The organism is Aeromonas sp. FDAARGOS 1408, assembly GCF_019048665.1.
Classification (GTDB): Bacteria; Pseudomonadota; Gammaproteobacteria; order Enterobacterales; family Aeromonadaceae; genus Aeromonas; species Aeromonas dhakensis.
Map to the genome: position 1 here is coordinate 2,487,213 of NZ_CP077394.1, position 17,529 is coordinate 2,504,741.

The 17,529-nt window shown below is 62.4% G+C and carries 15 protein-coding genes; 5 read left to right on the forward strand and 10 right to left on the reverse strand.

What is annotated here, in order from left to right; all coding sequences use genetic code 11:
- Nucleotides 1-19 precede the first annotated feature (19 nt).
- The 4 genes from I6L38_RS11435 (at nt 20) to I6L38_RS11450 (ending at nt 4,392) form a co-directional block, all read left to right on the forward strand.
- Entirely contained in the window at nt 20-1,348 is a 1,329-nt protein-coding gene (locus tag I6L38_RS11435; protein ID WP_017778541.1) for an MFS transporter, read from the forward strand.
- Nucleotides 1,349-1,826: 478 nt separating this feature from the next.
- Nucleotides 1,827-2,615, forward strand: coding sequence for a transporter substrate-binding domain-containing protein (locus tag I6L38_RS11440; protein ID WP_005302725.1), 789 nt, complete (start codon nt 1,827-1,829; stop codon nt 2,613-2,615).
- Nucleotides 2,616-2,705: 90 nt separating this feature from the next.
- Entirely contained in the window at nt 2,706-3,665 is a 960-nt protein-coding gene (locus tag I6L38_RS11445; protein ID WP_041203158.1) for an amino acid ABC transporter permease, read from the forward strand.
- Complete coding sequence (locus I6L38_RS11450; protein WP_017782344.1) at nt 3,649-4,392, forward strand: amino acid ABC transporter ATP-binding protein; 744 nt, start codon at nt 3,649-3,651, stop codon at nt 4,390-4,392. Before I6L38_RS11445 ends, I6L38_RS11450 begins: the two co-directional genes overlap by 17 nt.
- Before the next feature lie 69 nt (nt 4,393-4,461).
- Here I6L38_RS11450 and I6L38_RS11455 read toward each other — a convergent pair whose 3' ends face one another.
- Complete coding sequence (locus I6L38_RS11455) at nt 4,462-4,923, reverse strand: DUF2059 domain-containing protein (protein ID WP_201988928.1); 462 nt, start codon at nt 4,921-4,923, stop codon at nt 4,462-4,464.
- A 205-nt stretch (nt 4,924-5,128) separates the two neighbouring features.
- Complete coding sequence (locus tag I6L38_RS11460; protein WP_201988960.1) at nt 5,129-5,896, reverse strand: ABC transporter substrate-binding protein; 768 nt, start codon at nt 5,894-5,896, stop codon at nt 5,129-5,131.
- 229 nt (nt 5,897-6,125) lie between these two features.
- Between I6L38_RS11460 and I6L38_RS11465 the strand changes: the two genes are divergently transcribed.
- Nucleotides 6,126-6,965, forward strand: a complete 840-nt coding sequence (locus I6L38_RS11465; RefSeq protein WP_043169795.1) for a sterol desaturase family protein — start codon at nt 6,126-6,128, stop codon at nt 6,963-6,965.
- A gap of 65 nt (nt 6,966-7,030) precedes the next feature.
- Here the strand turns inward: I6L38_RS11465 and I6L38_RS11470 are convergent, their stop codons facing one another.
- The 8 genes from I6L38_RS11470 to I6L38_RS11505 form a co-directional block, all read right to left on the reverse strand.
- Entirely contained in the window at nt 7,031-8,431 is a 1,401-nt protein-coding gene (locus I6L38_RS11470; protein WP_043169677.1) for a basic amino acid/polyamine antiporter, read from the reverse strand.
- A 9-nt stretch (nt 8,432-8,440) separates the two neighbouring features.
- Nucleotides 8,441-9,343: a homocysteine S-methyltransferase family protein gene (locus I6L38_RS11475; protein ID WP_216988492.1), complete on the reverse strand. Its 903-nt coding sequence runs from the start codon at nt 9,341-9,343 to the stop codon at nt 8,441-8,443.
- A 269-nt stretch (nt 9,344-9,612) separates the two neighbouring features.
- A complete protein-coding gene (locus I6L38_RS11480) occupies nt 9,613-10,155 on the reverse strand; it encodes a hypothetical protein (RefSeq protein WP_216988493.1) in 543 nt (180 codons plus the stop codon).
- Between the two features lie 19 nt (nt 10,156-10,174).
- Nucleotides 10,175-11,494 (reverse strand): hemolysin family protein, encoded by a 1,320-nt coding sequence (locus I6L38_RS11485; RefSeq protein ID WP_216988494.1) that lies wholly within the window; start codon nt 11,492-11,494, stop codon nt 10,175-10,177.
- 192 nt (nt 11,495-11,686) lie between these two features.
- A complete protein-coding gene (gene phoU / locus I6L38_RS11490; RefSeq protein ID WP_005334097.1) occupies nt 11,687-12,397 on the reverse strand; it encodes a phosphate signaling complex protein PhoU in 711 nt (236 codons plus the stop codon).
- A gap of 117 nt (nt 12,398-12,514) precedes the next feature.
- Entirely contained in the window at nt 12,515-13,333 is an 819-nt protein-coding gene (gene pstB, locus I6L38_RS11495) for a phosphate ABC transporter ATP-binding protein PstB (RefSeq protein WP_005302736.1), read from the reverse strand.
- Nucleotides 13,334-13,443: 110 nt separating this feature from the next.
- Nucleotides 13,444-15,093 (reverse strand): phosphate ABC transporter permease PstA, encoded by a 1,650-nt coding sequence (gene pstA, locus I6L38_RS11500; RefSeq protein ID WP_216988495.1) that lies wholly within the window; start codon nt 15,091-15,093, stop codon nt 13,444-13,446.
- Between the two features lie 32 nt (nt 15,094-15,125).
- Nucleotides 15,126-17,363 (reverse strand): ABC transporter permease subunit, encoded by a 2,238-nt coding sequence (locus I6L38_RS11505; protein WP_216988496.1) that lies wholly within the window; start codon nt 17,361-17,363, stop codon nt 15,126-15,128.
- Between the last annotated feature and the right edge of the window lie 166 nt (nt 17,364-17,529).

Here is a 17,529-nt window from a genome sequence, read left to right on the forward strand (position 1 = left end):
TCCGGCCGGGATCGCTTCCATGCTGAGCTTTATGCGCAGTGCGCCGCCTCAACCCCTCATCCGCGATCAGGCCGAGATCGACGCCTGTTATCGCCACTGGCGGTTGCACATACTGCTGACCATGTACCTGGGCTACGCGGTCTTCTACTTCACCCGCAAGAGCTTCAACTTCGCCATGCCGGACATGCTGGCCAGCGGCATGCTGGCCAAGGCCGACATCGGCATGCTGTGGACCCTGTTCTACATCACCTACGGCTGCTCCAAGTTCTTCTCCGGCATCATCAGCGACCGCGCCAACCCGCGCTACTTCATGGGCCTCGGCCTGATGGCCACCGGGGTCATCAATATCCTGTTCGGGCTCTCGTCGTCGCTGTGGCTGTTTGCCGCCCTCTGGGTGGCCAACGCCTTCTTCCAGGGCTGGGGCTGGCCCCCCTGCTCCAAGCTGCTCACCAGCTGGTATTCGCGCAGCGAGCGCGGCTTCTGGTGGTCGGCCTGGAACACGGCCCACAACGTGGGCGGCGCACTCATCCCCCTCATCGTCAGCACCCTCGCCCTGCAGCACGGCTGGCGCTACGGCATGATAGTGCCCGGCCTTATCGCTATCGTCGCAGGGCTGTTTCTCTGCTGGCGGCTGCGGGACACCCCGAGCGCCATGGGGTTGCCCACGGTGGGCGAGTGGCGCAGCGATGCGCTGGAGCTGGCCCAGCAGACTCAGGATGCGGGGCTCTCCCATCGCCAGATCCTGCGCAAATACGTGCTCGGCAACCCCTACATCTGGCTGCTGGCCTGCTGCTACGTGCTGGTCTACGTGGTGCGCACCGCCATCAACGACTGGGGCAACCTCTACATGACAGAACAGCGCGGCTTCAATCTGATGAGCGCCAACTCGGCCATCTCCATGTTCGAGGTGGGGGGCTTTATCGGTGCCCTGGTGGCGGGCTGGGGATCGGACAAGCTGTTCAACGGCAACCGCGGGCCCATGAACCTCATCTTCGCGGTGGGGATATTGCTCTCGGTGGGGTCGCTGTGGCTGATGCCCTTCTTCAGCTACGTGATGCAGGCGGCCTGCTTCTTCACCATCGGCTTCTTCGTGTTCGGCCCCCAGATGCTGATCGGCATGGCGGCGGCGGAGTGCTCCCACAAGAACTCGGCCGGGGCCGCCACCGGCTTCGTCGGCCTGTTCGCCTACATGGGGGCGGCGCTCTCTGGCTATCCGCTGGCCAAGGTGATGGAGATCTGGCACTGGCAAGGCTTCTTCGTGGTCATCTCGGTGGCGGCCGGCGTCTCCGCCCTGTTGCTGCTCCCCTTCCTCAAGGCGCAGGCCCCCCGCCCTCGCGAGGCGGCCTGACTCACCCCGGCAGACCCGCCTCTTGCCCTCCCTTTGGTTTGAGCGCGGGCGCCGTCGGTCTGCGCCTGCCACCCACACCTCGCCCCCCTTTACCACTCATGTGAAGCTGATTGTGGGCGCACGCCAGCCGGCTGAGCAGCAATTGGCACTGCTGACGGCGGGTCCCCTTGTAACAAAATGTGCTGGATACATTTTGGGCTTGAACCCGCCCCATTAGATAGATATGTTGTTTTCGTGTGATTTTATGAGTGTCGCCACGGGGAAAATGCGCCACTAACCTATTGAGTCATCTGGCACAATCGGCATTTGGTACATTTTTCACTCAGCTGGTGGCGAATAGAATCCCATATGGGGCTTTCGCCTCAATCAAGACAATAATCCTGTCTTGCCCTGTTGCCGGATGCAGCAGTCTCTTGTGCCACGGAGTCGCACGGGATCAGGTTCAAGGCTGAACACACTTTTGACAGAGACGTCACTTATGATCAAAAAACTCATTCTCTCTACCCTGCTGCTGTGCGGGCTGGCCAACGCGGCCCCCAGTTCCACCCTGGATGCCGTGCTGGAGCGCGGCGTGCTGCGGGTCGGTTTCGACGCCGGCTATCAACCCTTCGAGATGACCAACAAGCAGGGCCAGTACATCGGCTTTGACGTGGATCTGGCCAAGATGGTCGCCAAGGAGATGGGCGTCAAGGTGGAGTTCGTCAACACCGCCTGGGATGGCATCATCCCCGCGCTCTTGACCGACAAGTTCGACGTCATCATGGGCGGCATGACCGTCACTCCCCAGCGCAACCTGCGCGTCAACTTCGCCGACCCCTATATCGTGGTCGGGCAGACCATAGTCGTGCGCAAGGACAAGGCTGGCGAGATCAAGTCCTTCACCGACCTCAACGACCCCAAGTACAAGATTGCGGTCAAGCTCGGCACCACCGGCGAGCAGGCGGTCAAGCGCCTGATCCCCAAAGCCACCCTGCTGCAGTTTGAAACCCAGGATGACGCCAAGCTGGAAGTGATCAACGGCAAGGTCGACGCCTTCGTCTACGACCTGCCCTACAACGCCATCTTCGCCACCCAGAACAAGGGCGCCGTGGTGCATCTGGACAAGCCGTTCACCTTCGAACCGCTGGCCTGGGCCATCCGCAAGGGGGATCAGGACACCCTCAACTGGTTCAACAACTACCTGCGCCAGATCAAGGGCGACGGCAGCTACGACCGCCTCTACAAGAAGTGGTTCGAATCCACCGCCTGGCTTGATCAGCTCAAGTAACCTCGCAAGGGGCGGCCCGCCGCCCCTTCACGCAGATCCCCACACAATAACTACAACGAGGTTGCGACAGTGCACAACCCAACAAGACAGATGGAAAAACAACCCAATCAACTGCTCTGGCACGGCGTCTTTCTGCTGATCGTGCTGGCCGCCCTGTTCGGCATCTACAAGGCCGTGCAATCGGTGGATTACACCTGGCGCTGGGAGCGGATCCCCCAATACATCGCCTATCAGGCGGAGCAGAAAAATTACGCCGAGTTCGACGGCACCGTGGTCGCCGGCACCACAGAGGCCGACAAGGGCAAGCTGTTCCTGCAAAACGATCTCGATCCCAACCAGCGCCAGCCCATCGCCGTCAGCGGTGGTCAGGTGGCGCAGGGGGATACCGTCTTTCGCGGCGATACCCTCGACACCCAGCTGAGCTGGACCGCCGGCCCCATCGCCTGGGGCGTCTGGATGACCATCAAGCTCTCGCTGGTGGCGGGCATCTTTGCCATCCTGCTCGGCACCCTGGCGGGGCTGGCACGGCTCTCCCCCAATCCGGCCCTGCGCAACCTGGCAATCACCTATGTGGAGCTCATCCGCGGCACCCCGCTGCTGGTGCAGATCTTCATTGTCTACTTCTTCATCGGCACCGTGCTGAACCTCGACCGGTTCACCGCCGGGGTGGCGGCACTGGCGGTCTTCACCGGCGCCTATGTGGCGGAAATCGTGCGGGCCGGCATCAGCTCCATCCACAAGGGGCAGATGGAAGCGGGTCGCAGCCTTGGCATGACCTCGGCCCAGACCATGCGCTACGTGATCCTGCCTCAAGCTTTCAAGCGGGTACTGCCGCCGCTGGCGGGCCAGTTCATCAACCTGATCAAGGACTCTTCGCTGGTCTCGGTCATCTCCATCACGGATCTCACCAAGGCGGGACGGGAGGTGGTGAGCTCCACCTTCAGCCCGTTCGAGGTGTGGTTCACCGTGGCCCTGCTCTATCTGGTGCTGACCGGCACTCTCTCCTTCCTTGTACGCCGTCTGGAGGTGAAATATGCGCGCAGCAACTGATCCGATTATCAAGGCAAGCTCAGTGGAGAAGTTCTACGGCAGCGAGGTGCACGCCCTCAAGAACGTCAGCACCCAGGTGGCCGAAGGGGAAGTGGTGGTGATCGTGGGCCCCAGCGGCTCCGGCAAGTCCACCTTCCTGCGCACCCTCAACCAGCTGGAGACCATCAACGATGGCAATATCGTGGTGGATGGCATCAGCCTCACCGAGCCCGGCGACGTCAACAAGCTGCGAGAAGAGGTGGGCATGGTGTTCCAGTCCTTCAACCTCTTCCCCCATCTGAGCGTGCTGGACAACATCTGCCTCGCACCGCAGAAGGTGCGTGGGCTGTCGCGCAAGGACGCCGAGGACAGAGCCAAGGCCCTGCTGCTCAAGGTAGGGCTCTCCAACAAGGCCCAGAGCTACCCCTCCCAGCTCTCCGGCGGCCAGCAGCAGCGGGTGGCCATCGCCCGGGCGCTCGCCATGCAGCCGCGCATCATGTTGTTTGACGAGCCCACCAGCGCACTCGACCCCGAGATGGTGGGCGAGGTGCTGGACGTGATGAAGGGGCTGGCCCGCGAGGGGATGACCATGGTGGTGGTCACCCACGAGATGGGTTTTGCCCGGGAAGTGGCGGATCGGGTACTGTTCATGGAGAGCGGCGAGCTGCTGGTGGACGAGAAGCCGGCGGATTTCTTCGACAATCCCCCCTCCCCACGCCTGCGCCAGTTCCTGAGCCAGGTGCTCTAAGGGATAACGCACAAAAAGAAAGAGGGAGCCCATGGCTCCCTCTTTGCGTTGATACCCTGCCGACTGCGTCTATTTTGTCGCTTTGCGCTTTGCTTCATCCAGCATGGTTTGCAGTGCCGGCATGTTGCGCTCGGCCAGGGATTTACCCACCAGCGAGCTCTCCTGAAAGATGGCGGGCATGGTATCCAAGGATTTTTTCCCGACCGGGCTCTGATAGAAGGCGATCAGATCCTTGAGCTCAGCTTCGGTGAAATGTTTGCGGTAGATGGCGGCCACCTCGGCACTCATGGCCGGCCAGGAGAGATAACGGGCAAACCAGGCCTCCAGTACATCGCGGTGCTGGGCCAGCTCCTGTGCATGTTCACCGGCGCCCCGAATGATCAGCGGAATCATCTGTGCCTGCATCTGAGCCTGCAGCTGCTCCGCCTGCTGCTCGCTGTTGAGCAGACTGACCAGCTCCTGAGCGGGATCGGCCCACACTCCGCCACTCCACAACAGGGCGATCACAGCCCCTCTCTTCACCCACTGCATAACTGCCTCATCAACCATTTGAAAACAACAGGTTACATTGAATTTTCAAACAGACCAGTCGCCAGATGGTGGTGAGGGATGAGGGAATGCGGTTGTCATATGGGCAAGATCAGGCTGACTATAAAAGCAACAGAGGGACTCATAGTCCCTCTGTTGCTTGGCCGACACGACGAGAAGGCTGAATCTGACCGGCTCCACCATCAGTTCAGCGTGGGGACTTTCCCAGATAATGCTCCACTATGGTCCGGATCCCGTCCCGCTTCTTGAGTTCGTAGAGATGCTTGTCGAACTGCTCGACAAAGTCCTCCTTGAAGCCGAACTCCCCCTTGCGGCTATAGCCGAGAAACCCCTGCTCCCTGCTGAGCACAGGCCCCTGCTTGAGCTGGGACATGTCGGCCACTGCCAGCTGGTTGCCCTTGATCATGCTGAGCAGCTCATAGAGCAGCGAGAGCCGGTCGTTGACGGTGCAGTCCACCCGGCCGCGCACGATCTTGAGCAGGTTCTCCCGGTTGCTCTTCACCTCCTCCAGCCCGATCTTCTGCTCTTTGATCGCCTGCCAGAAGGGGGCGCCGCCGATGGTAAAACCGGCATTCATGCCAAAGCGCAGGCCATAGTAGTCGATCGGGAACTGCGCCTGCGGGGTGTTGACGGCCACCCCGGCGCCGCACATCACCACCAGCTCTTCGTCGAGCAGGGGCTGGGAGTAGGGCCACATCCAGGGGCGACCGTCGGGCTGGTAGTAGGGCGGGAAGATGGCGAAGGCGCTGCCCTGCTCCACCATGCTCAGACCCCGTCGCCAGGGCATGGCCTTGATCACCACCTCGTAGCCATCCATGGAGGCCGTCACGCTGCGCACTATGTCGGCATAGATCCCCTTCACCTCCTCTCCCTCCTGCCAGGAGTAGGGGGGATAGTTGGCATCGGCCAGGATCTCGACCCGGGTCTTGGCCTGCGCCAGCAGGCAGACCCCCATCAACAAACAACACCACAGCCGCATCATCTGCCACTCCAGAGGTAGAAAGCCTCATCAAGCATAGTCACTGCACCCGCCGCTCAGGGAGTCGTCATACCAATTGATGGGTCGCCGCTGGCCACATGTCACATCCAGCTCCAGCTGAACACATCCACTGAAGCAAAATGTTAATGAAAGTTTGCATTCATCCTTTATGCTGGAGAGCAATTGCTCTGACTGGATACCCGACATGGATGTGCAACTGCTCCTGCTCTACCTCTCGCCGATCTTTGTGGCCTTTATCGGCTGGGAGATGCTCTACCTGCGCAAGCATGGCGCCGCCTTTCCCAGCGCCGGCTACCAGTGGAGGGATCTCTTCGCCAACGCCACCCTGGCGCTGATGCATCAGGGGGGCGACGCGCTGGCGGCCATCGCCATCGCCTACCTCTACGACGCCCTCTGGGGCTGGCGGCTGCTGGACATAGAGCTGAACGTCTGGAGCCTGTTGCTGCTCTTCCTGCTGCAGGATCTCTGCTACTGGCTGTTCCACTTCGCGAGCCACCATGTGCGCTGGCTCTGGGCCTCCCACGTGGTGCACCACAGCTCGGAGCGGCTCAACCTCTCCACCGCCTTTCGCCAGAGCCTGATGTACCCGGTCTCCGGCATGTGGCTGTTCTGGATCCCCATGATCCTCATCGGCTTCCCGCCCGAGGCCGTGGTCGCCACCGTGCTCTTGAGCCTGGGCTTCCAGTTCTTCGTCCACACCCAGGTGGTGGGCAAGCTTGGCTGGCTCGAGGCCATCTTCAACACCCCTTCCCACCACAGGGTGCACCACGCCAGCAACGCCAAATATATCGATCGCAACTTCGCCGGGGTGCTCATCATCTGGGACCGGCTGTTCGGTACCTTCGTGGAAGAAGACTTAGACGAGCCGTGTCGCTTCGGCATCACCAAGCCCATCCACAGCTTCAACCCGCTCACCCTCACCTTCCACGAGTGGCGCGACATGCTGCAAGAGGCCCGGGGCCTGCCCTGGCGACAGAAGCTCGCGGTGCTGTTTGGCAAGCCGGCCGGCCCCGCCAGTCGCTAGGGACAACGTCGCAGACAAAAAGAGAGCGCCCTTGGGCGCTCTCTTGCATTGGGTCACCACCTCACTCAGACGTGGGCAAAAGACCAGACGGCGGGAATGAGGCTCAGCAGCGTCACCCCGGCCAGCAGACGCTCGCGACCGCTCAGGGGCTGATCGGCCCCCAGCTGGCGCCGGCTGTACAGGAACAGCAGCAGACCCGGCCCGTAGAGCAGCAAGGAGAGCAGCAGGTACTCCATTCCGGCGGCGTAGAGCAGCCAGAGGCCATAGCCGCTCGACACCAGCGCCACCGCTCGCATCAGGAGGTTCCCCTGCCCGCTGGAGGCGAGCTTGAGCAGGAACAGGCCGATCAGCAGGTAGGGCACCAGGATCATGGAGGTGGAGATGAGCAGCAGGTTGGTGTAGCCCTTGCCGAGCAGCCACACCAGCAGCAGACAGCCCTGCACCGTCAGGCTGGTGAGCCAGAGCGAGGCGATGGGGGTGCCGTTGCGGTTCTGGCGCCGGAAGATGGCCGGGAAGGCGCCGTGGCCCGCCGCGCTGAACGGCACCTCGGCCGAGAAGAGGGTCCAGCTCACGTAGGAGGCGAGCACCGAGACGATAAGGCCGGCGCTGATGAGCAGCTTGCCCCAGGAGCCGGTCATCTGGGCCATCAGCCCAGCCATGGAGGGGTTGGGCAGGGCCGCGAGCTCGGGGCGGCTCAATATCCCGAGCGCCAGCACCGAGATGAGCACATAGAGCAGCAGCGCCAGCACCACCCCGAGCACGGTGGCCGTGCCCACGTCCCGCCTGTTTCTGGCCCGGGCCGACAGCACAGCCGCCCCCTCGATGCCGGTGAAGACCCAGAGGGTGATCAGCATGGTGTTGCGCACCTGCTCGGAGACCGGCGTCGCCAGGGTGCTCCCCTGCTGATCCGCCGCGAAAGTGACCGGGTCGAACCAGTAGCAGGCAAACAGGATGAACAGCAGCAGCGGCAGGCTCTTGGCCAGGGTCGCCACCAGGTTGAACAGGGCCGCCTGCTGCACGCCGCGGGCCACCAGCAGGTGCACCGCCCAGAGGATGCAGGACTCGCCGATGAAGGCCGCCAAGGTGTTGCCCTCGCCAAACCAGACCCGCTCCGGGGTGTCGACGAAGCTGCCCAGCGCCGCGAAGGCGATCACCAGATAACCCACCACGCCGATGGTGGCGCACAGCCAATAGCCCCAGGCGGAGAAGAAGCCCACCAGATCGCCGAAACCGGCCCGGGCATAGCTGTAGATGCCGCCATCTAGCTCCGGCCTTAAGCGCGACAGATAGAGAAAACTCATGGCGAGCGCCAGGATGCCGACCCCGGTGACGGCCCAGCCGATCAGCACGGCGCGCGCGCCGGCCACCTCGGCCATGTTCTGGGGCAGGCTGAAGATCCCCGCCCCCACCATGGAGCTGAACACCAGCGCGGTGAGGGACCAGAGCCCGATCTTGCTCTCTTTCATGGGCGCTCCTTAACGCAGCCGGCTGGCCAGCGCCTCAATGTGTTCCGGGCCGATGCCGCAGCAGCCGCCGATGAGGTTTGCCCCGGCCGCGCGCCAGCGCTCGGCCCAGCCAAGGTAATCCAGCGGCCCCAGATCGGTGCGGATCTCGTCCAGCCCGTCGTTGGCGGTCGCCTCCTTGGGTTGGGGCGGAAAGGCGTTGGCATAGGCGCCGAGCCGAATATCGGTGCGACCCTGCTCTTGCAACGCGGCGCCGGCCACCTTGAGCGCCCCTTCGATCACCTCGGGCTGACAGCAGTTGAACAGAATGGCGTCCACCCCGGCCGATGCCAGGGCGGCGACGGCGTCCGCCACCCGCTCACCGGAACGCAGGGTCGGCTCGCTGCCCGGCGCCTCGTCCTCCAGGGTGAAGGAGACCCAGAACGGCTTGCCATCCTCGGGCAGCAGGACCTGGATGGCCAGCGGCTCGGCGATGAGGCTCATGGTCTCCGCCAGCCAAAAATCTACTCGGGGGGAGAGCGCCCGAATAAGCGGGGTCGCCAGCTCGCTCACCCGGCCTGCGTCGAACAGGTCGGCACGGTAGGATCCAAAGAGCGGCGGCAAGGAGCCGGCCACCTGCACGCTACCCGGCTGCTCGTCGGCCACCTCCCGGGCCAGCTGACCGGCCAGCGCCGCCAGCTCCTCCCCCTCTGCCGCAAAACGCGCCTCACCGATATGAAACGGCACCAGCGCATAGCTGTTGGTGGTGATGACCCGGGCCCCGCTCGCCACATAGGCCCGGTGCACCTCGCGCACCGTCTCGGGGGCCTCCATCAGGGCCAGCGCCGACCACTCCGGCTGGCGAAACGGCGCGCCCCGCCGTGCCAGCTCGCGCCCCATGCCGCCATCCAGTATCCACAATGCCTGCGTATCCATCTGTCTCGTCTCTTGTTGTGTTGTTGTCTTGCTGTGCGGGACTGTGCGCTTTATCCGTTGCGCCTGCCCCGGCGGCGCGGCAACCCGTCGCCATCGTCACCCTGAATAAATCAGCCATAAAAACATACAGACGCCTAGATGGCCAAAACAAGATAAAGCAAAGCCCGCCCGACGGCAACCGGCATCACCGCAAAACCACAAACGCAGAAGGCAGAAAAGCAAGAGGCCACCCGAAGGTGGCCTCTTGTGGCAACAGAGGATCTGGCGGCTCAACGCCCGGCCAGTACCCGCTTGGTCTGCTTGACCCAGTCAGACACCCGACCCTGCTGGGGATACCCCTGCCAGATCTGCTCCCACTGGGCTGGGCTGAGCGGGCGGCCCAACCGGCGCTGCACCCCGGCATAGAGGTAGTCGTGAGCCGTGGTGTGTGCCTGGGCCGAGGTGAGAAACTTGGCCACCGGATCGGTCAGGCGCACGTCCCGCATGCCGAGCAGCGGGTAGTCGCTGTGCACCGCCGCCAGCATGGTCTCGCGCATGGCCGATTCGATGTAGCCACGGGCAAACAGGGCGGTCACCGACTCGAGCGATCCTTGATCCGGGCCGTGATACTCCTCGTCGAACACCGGACTCGGCTCCGCCACGGCGCTTTGCACCACCGCATCCGGATCCTGCTGCGGCACCACCACGGCTGCCTTGGGGGCTGCCGGTTTGGCGACTGTGGTGGCCTTGCGCGGCGCGCTCTGGCTGCAGGCACCGAGTGCCAGGGCGAGCGCCACACAGGCCAGCGCACGGGAATGAGACTGCATCTTCATGATTGCTAACTAGCTCCTTTTACGATTCCTGAGCGGGTTTCTCGGCCGGCGTGGGCTCGACCCGGGTGACCAGCAGCTGGTCGATCTTGTAGCTGTCGATGTCCACCACTTCGAACTTGTAACCGGCGTATTTGACCGAGTCGGTTCGCTTGGGGATCTTGCGCAGCATGTACATGATGAAGCCGGCAATGGTTTCATAATTCTGGTTTTCCGGGAACTCCTCGATGTCGAAGGCGCGCATCACGTCGGAGATGGGGGTCACCCCGTCTACCAGCCAGGAGTTCTCGTCCCGCTGCACGATCTGCTCTTCCACCACGTGGGTGGCCCACTCGCCCATGACGGTGCTCATCAGATCGTTCATGGTGACGATCCCCACCACCAGGGCATACTCGTTCATCACCACGGCAAAATCGCCCCTGTGGTTCTTGAAGTACTCCATCGCCTCGTAGAGGTTGAGGGTGTCGGGGATGATGATGACGTTCTGCACCAGCGAGCCGCTGTTGAGGTCGATGCTCTGGCCGCTGATGACCCGGATCAGCAGCTCCTTGGAGTCGACGAAGCCCTTGATGCTGTCGAGGTTGTGGTCACACACCAGGAACTTGTTGTGGGGGTGTTCGGCGATCTTGGCCTTGATGCTCTCCTCGCCCTCTTGCAGGGTGAAGTAGATGAGGCTCTCGCGCGCGGTCATGGCGGAGGTGACGCCGAGGGACTGCAGCTCGAACACGTTCTCGATGAGCTGGTGCTCCTCGCGCTGGATGACGCCCGCTTCGGCGCCCGCATCCATCACCGCATAGATATCGTCGGAGGTGATCTCATCGTTGCGCACCATGGAGATGCGCAGCAGGCGGAACAGGCCGTTGGCCATGCCGTTGAACAGCCACACCAGCGGCATCAGCAGGGTGACGCACAGCAGCATGGGGCGCACCACCACCACGGCGATCCGCTCCGGCATGGTCATGGCGAGGCGCTTGGGCATCAGATCGGCGATCAGGATGAACATGCCGGTGACGAACACGAAGGAGGTCGCCGAGCTGATTTCACTCAGCCAGGGCCCCTGATAGAACTCGGAGATGAACTCCTTGATGGCCGGGTTCAGGGCAGACTCGCCCAGGATACCGCCCAGGATGGCGACGGTGTTCAGCCCGATCTGCACCACGGTAAAGAAGTTGCCCGGCTGGGCCTGCAGTGCCAGTACCTTTTCGGCATGGCGGTTGCCCTCATCGGCCATCACCTGCAACTTGATCTTGCGGGAGGCGGCGAGGGAGATCTCGGAGAGAGAGAAGAACACGCTGCCGGCGACCAGCAGCATCAGGAAAAATAAACTATCGGCAAAACTCATGATTAACCTATTGCAACAGCCGCCTTAGCACAAGACGGCAAACTGGGTCCGGGGGACCGGACCGTGAGTCAATCCGGGACTCACACAGGGGGCATATTCTAGCAGAAAAGCGCCAAGCGGGTGGCGATATCTTGCACTGACTGAAAAGGCAACAAAAAAGGCGCTCAAAGCGCCTTTTTATGCATGTCAGACTCACCCTTTCCCCAGCAGGGTGCCCAGATCGTCCGCCTTGGTGTGGCGCACGTCCTTGCCCTTGACGTAGTAGACGATGTACTCGCAGATGTGCTGGCAGCGATCCCCCACCCGCTCGATGGCCCGCGCCGCCCACAGCACGTTGAGTACCTGGGGTATGGTGCGCGGATCTTCCATCATGTAGGTCATCAGCTCGCGAATGATGGACTCGTACTCCCGGTCCACCTTGTCATCTTCCTTGTAGACCGCCAGCGCCGCGTCCAGATCCATGCGGGCGAAGGCGTCCAGCACGTCGTGCAGCATCTTGATGGTGCGGCGGCCCATGTTCTCCAGCGACACCAGCGGCGGCTGCGGCTTGTTGGCGTTGTCGGTCAGCATGCGGGCGATCTTGTCCGCCACATCGCCGATGCGCTCCAGATCGGTGATGGTCTTGATGATGGCCATCACCAGCCGCAGGTCGGAGGCGGTGGGCTGGCGCTTGGCGATGATGCGGGTGCACTCCTCGTCGATCGCCACTTCCATGGCGTTGACCTTGTGGTCGTTGGCGACGATCTTGCGCGCCGCGTCCAGATCCTGATCGTGGATCGCCGCGATGGCGTCGGTCAGCTGCTGCTCCACCAGCCCGCCCATCACCAGCACCTGGTTGCGCACGCTCTCGAGCTCGGCATTGAACTGACCGGAGATGTGTTTGTTGAGGTTCATATTGTCCATACAAATAATCCTTGATGCTCCGAGTATGCCTTAGTCGTTGAACTGACCGGTAATCTGTTTGTTGATGCTCATCTTGCTCATCTTGCTCATCTTGCTCATCTCCATCGCCAGTATCCCTTAGCCGTAACGACCGGTGATGTAGTCTTCGGTCTTCTTCTTGGCCGGGGTGGTGAAGATGGTGTTGGTGTCCGAGTACTCGATGAGCTCGCCCATGTACATGAAGGCGGTCTGATCCGAGACCCGCGCCGCCTGCTGCATGTTGTGGGTCACGATCACCACGGTGAACTGGCTCTTGAGCTCGTTGATCAGCTCCTCGATGGTGAGGGTGGAGATGGGGTCGAGCGCCGAGGTCGGTTCATCGAGCAGCAGCACTTCCGGCTCGATGGCGATGGCACGGGCAATCACCAGCCGCTGCTGCTGACCACCGGAGAGGCCGAAGGCATTGTCGTGCAGGCGGTCCTTCACCTCGTCCCACAGGGCCGCGCCGCGCAGGGAGCGCTCGGCCGCCTCGTCCAGGGTGCGTCTGTCATTGATGCCTTGCAGGCGCAGGCCATAGACCACGTTCTCGTAGATGGACTTGGGGAAGGGGTTAGGGCGCTGGAACACCATGCCCACCTGACGGCGCAGAGCGGAGACATCGACGCTCTTGTCGTAGATGTTGTGACCGTGCAGCTGAATTTCGCCCTCGATGCGGCAGATCTCCACCAGGTCGTTCATCCGGTTGATGCAGCGCAGCAGGGTGGACTTGCCGCAGCCGGAGGGGCCGATAAAGGCGGTGACCTGGCCCTTGGGGATCTTCATGTTGACGTTGAACAGCGCCTGTTTGTTGCCGTAGTACAGGTTGAGATCCTTCACCTCCAGCGCGGTCTGCTCCGGGCTCAGGTTGAGCAGGTCGGTCGCGGTATGCTGGGTCGCTGCGGTCGTTACGTTGATCATCTGTTACCTCAAAATCTGTCGGTGGCGGCGGGCACTCTCATTGCCCGCGGCCGGAACGCTTGGCTGGCAGGGAACCCAGTTCCCTGCCCATCTCTGTAGTGGCTGGTCTATCAATGTTCCAGCGACCGGAATTTCTCACGCAAGTGGTTGCGGATACCGATGGCCGTCAGGTTGAGGCCGACGATCACCGTCACCAGCAGGAAGGAGGTGGCGTAGACCAGGGGACGCGCCGCCTCGACGTTGGGGCTCTGGAAGCCGACGTCATAGATGTGGAAGCCCAGGTGCATGAACTTGCGCTCCACGTGCAGATACGGGAAGTTGCCGTCCATCGGCAGGGTCGGCGCCAGTTTCACCACCCCCACCAGCATCAGCGGCGCCACTTCACCGGCCGCGCGGGCGATGGCCAGGATGAGGCCGGTCATGATGGCCGGGCTTGCCATGGGCAGCACGATGCGCCACAGGGTCTCGGCCTGGGTAGCCCCCAGCGCGAGGGACCCCTGACGGATGGTGCTCGGGATCCGGGCCAGCCCCTCTTCGGTGGAGACGATCACCACCGGCAGGGTCAGGATGGCCAGGGTCAGCGCCGACCAGATGACGCCAGGGGAGCCGAAGGTCGGGCTCGGCAGCGCTTCCGGATAGAACAGCTGGTCCAGCGAACCACCGAGGGTGTAGACGAAGAAGCCCAGACCGAACACGCCGTACACGATGGAGGGCACGCCCGCCAGGTTGATCACCGCGATGCGAATGATCTTGGTCAGGCTGTTCTTGCCCGCGTACTCGTGCAGGTAGACCGCTGCGATGACCCCCAGCGGAGTCACGATGATCGCCATCAGGAACACCATGAAGACGGTACCGAAGATGGCCGGGAACACCCCGCCCTCGGTGTTGGCCTCGCGCGGATCGTCGGAGACGAACTTGCCGATCTGGTGGAACCAGTAACCCACCTTGGCCGGCAGGCTCATGTCGTTGGGCCACACCACGTCCAGCACCTTGGACATGGGCATGGTCACCAGTTCGCCACGCATGTCCTTGACCGTGATGCTGTCTCTGTCCGCCTGGGCACGCAGGGAGAAGAGCTCCTTCTCCAGCACCTGATAACGATCGTTGAGGGCCTGACGCTCGCTCGCCAGCTCAGCTTTAAGCTGATCGGTCAGCTTGTCGTCCAGCTCGGCCTTGCGCTCTTTGAGGCGCAGCCGCTCCAGCTGGTAGTTGATGCTGCCGATGTCCCCTTTTTGCAGATCGTCGGCTTGGCTTGAGAGGCCATTGGCCCGCGCCAGCACCCGCTGCAGGGCAGGATGCAAGTCCGAGGTGAGCTCGCGGCCATCCTCTTTCACCCCCACTATGTAGCCGTAGAAGTTGCCGTTGGTGGCACGCTCCACCATGGCCAGCTCCGCCGGCAGGCTCTGGGACTTGATGTCGGTCTCCAGCACCCAGCGGAAGTCCAGGTCGACGAACTCGCGGTTGCCGGTCTTGACCAGATAGCGGGTCAGCAGCTCGCGCTCCTCCCCTGCCAGCGGCAGGCCGGCGGCCCGCAGCCGCTCGACCGGCACCAGCTCGCGGTCGTTGATTTCGCCGATCAGCACGCTCTTGTTGCCCTGGGCGTCTTCCAGTTGCCACTCATAGATGGGGTGGGGCCAGAAGTAGACCAGACCACGCCAGCCGATCAGCAGCAGCAGACCCAGTACCGCTACCAGACTCAGGCTGACGGCGCCGCCGGTCATCCAGATCCAGGGGGCCCCCGATTTAAACCACTTACCCATTGTCGATTCCTCGATCCTTACAGAGCAGCCCATCACAGGGAGCTGTATTTTTCACGCAACCGCTGACGGATGAACTCGGCCAGGGTATTGAACAAGAAGGTGAACACGAACAGCACGAAGGCGGCGAGGAACAGTACCCGATAGTGAGAGCTGCCCACTTCCGATTCCGGCATCTCCACCGCGATGTTGGCGGCCAGGGTGCGCAGCCCCTGGAACATGGAGAAGTCCATGATGGGGGTATTGCCGGTGGCCATCAGCACTATCATGGTCTCGCCCACGGCGCGGCCAAGGCCCATCATCACCGCCGAGAAAATGCCCGGGCTGGCGGTGAGGATCACCACCCGGCTCAGGGTCTGCCACGGCGTGGCACCGAGGGCCAGGGAGCCCTGGGTGAGGTGCTTGGGAACCGAGAATACCGCGTCCTCGGCGATGGAGAAGATGGTGGGAATGACCGCAAAGCCCATGGCGATGCCGACCACCAGGGAGTTGCGCTGGTCAAACTTGATGCCCATGTCGTGGGTCAACCAGATGCGCGAGTCACCGTGCATGAAGGCGTTCTCGATGAGCGGGCTCACCGCGAAGGCGCCCCAGCCAATCAGCAGCAGTACCGGGATCAGCAGGATGGCGTGCCACCCTTCCGGCAACCAGGCCTTGCCGCGCTCCGGCAGGTAGTTCCAGATCAGGGCTGTCAGCAGCATCCCCATCGGCAGCAGGATCAGCAGCAGCACCACGCCGGGCAGCGCCCCCTCGATGATGGGTGCGAGCCACAGACCGGCCAGGAAGCCGAGGATAACGGTCGGCAGGGCCGCCATGATCTCCACCGTCGGCTTGACGTATTTGCGCAGCCCCGCCGACATGAAGTAAGCGGTATAGATGGCGCCGGCGACGCCGAGCGGCACCGCAAACACCATGGCATAGAAGGAAGCCTTGAGGGTACCGAACACCAGCGGCACCAGGCTCAGCTTGGCCTCGAAGTCGTTGCTGGCGGAGGTGGACTGCCAGACGTACTGGGGCTCGGGGTAGCCTTCATACCACACCTGTTGCCAGAGCGCCGACCAGGTTACCTCGGGGTGCTCGTTCTCTACCGCAAACAGCTTGAAGGCATCCCCCTGCTGCATCAGCAGCACGTTGTGACGGGGGGAGATGGCCAGCGCAGCCAGCGGACCACCCTCCACCTTCTCGCTCAACAGCTTGGTTTCGCCGGTGGCGTGGAAGAAGCTGATGGTGCCACTCTTGTCGGCACTGATGAAACCCTTGCGAAAATGTTCCGGGGTCAGCAGCGCCACGGCACCATCGCCCTTGAAGTCGCGGATCTGGGTGAACTGGCGCTTGCCATCCCGGGCCACTTCGAACCACTGGGAGATGACGCCATTGTCGTTGCCCACCAGCAGGGAGGAGGCACCTGAGAGCAGCTCGACCCGGGTCACGTTGGCATCGGGGGCATTGATCTCCAGCACGTTGCGCAGTGAGATGTCGTTCAGGTTGTGAATGTCGTAGACCGAGAGGCGATTGCCCTCGCGCACGAACAGGATGCGCAGGTTGGGGGTCAGCAACATCTGATCCACGTGGCGCGGCAGGGAGGGGATGTTGTAGTTCTGGGCGCTCCACTCGACTTCGCCGGAGAGGAAGTTCTCCTCGCCGCTCATCACCATCATGACGCCGCGACCATCGGCGGTCACGGCCGCGGTGGCCATCTTGTCCTTGGTGGCTTCAAATACCATCAGCGACAGCGCCTTGCCCGCAGGGTCCACCACGACCGGCTCTTCGCCGAAGGGGTACTGCAGACTGGGTTCGATGACCCGCACGTCGTTGGGATAGGAGACCTTGAAAGCGGGCTGCACCACCTGGGCCTTGCCGTCGGCAAAACCGTAGGCCATCAGCTTCTGGCCCGGCGACGGCGGCGCGACGGCGGTGATGTCACCCTTTACCTGTGCCTGACCGAGCGACTGGCCCACCTTGACCTTGCCATCATTCTGGACGGCAAAGAAGTTGACCTGACCCTGGTCGCTGAAGCGATAGCCGATCTCGTTCTGCTCCTCCACCCCGAGCCAGGCGGTCTTGCCCTGAATGGGCAGGGTAAACGATGCGGTCGGCTCCATGGAGGCGCCATTGAAGATGGGTTTCACCACATAGAGCAGATAGAAGAAAATAAGCAACAGGGCGACCAGTACCAGGGCTCCGCCCGTGGTCACCCCGTACTTGGCCAACTTATCCTTGATACGGCGCTTTCTGCTCCCCGCCATAACCAGGTGCAACGATTCCGATGACATGCAAAACCTCAATGTGAGCTAGGCTTGGCGGCATTATATGGCGGTTGCATGACAGTTTTGTTACATGAAGGTCCCGTGAACCGGGCTTATTTGCAGGCAAGAAAACGGCATCAAAGATGCCATGAAGAAGATGGCAACCAACTGTTTTATAAGGTTAAAAATGTAG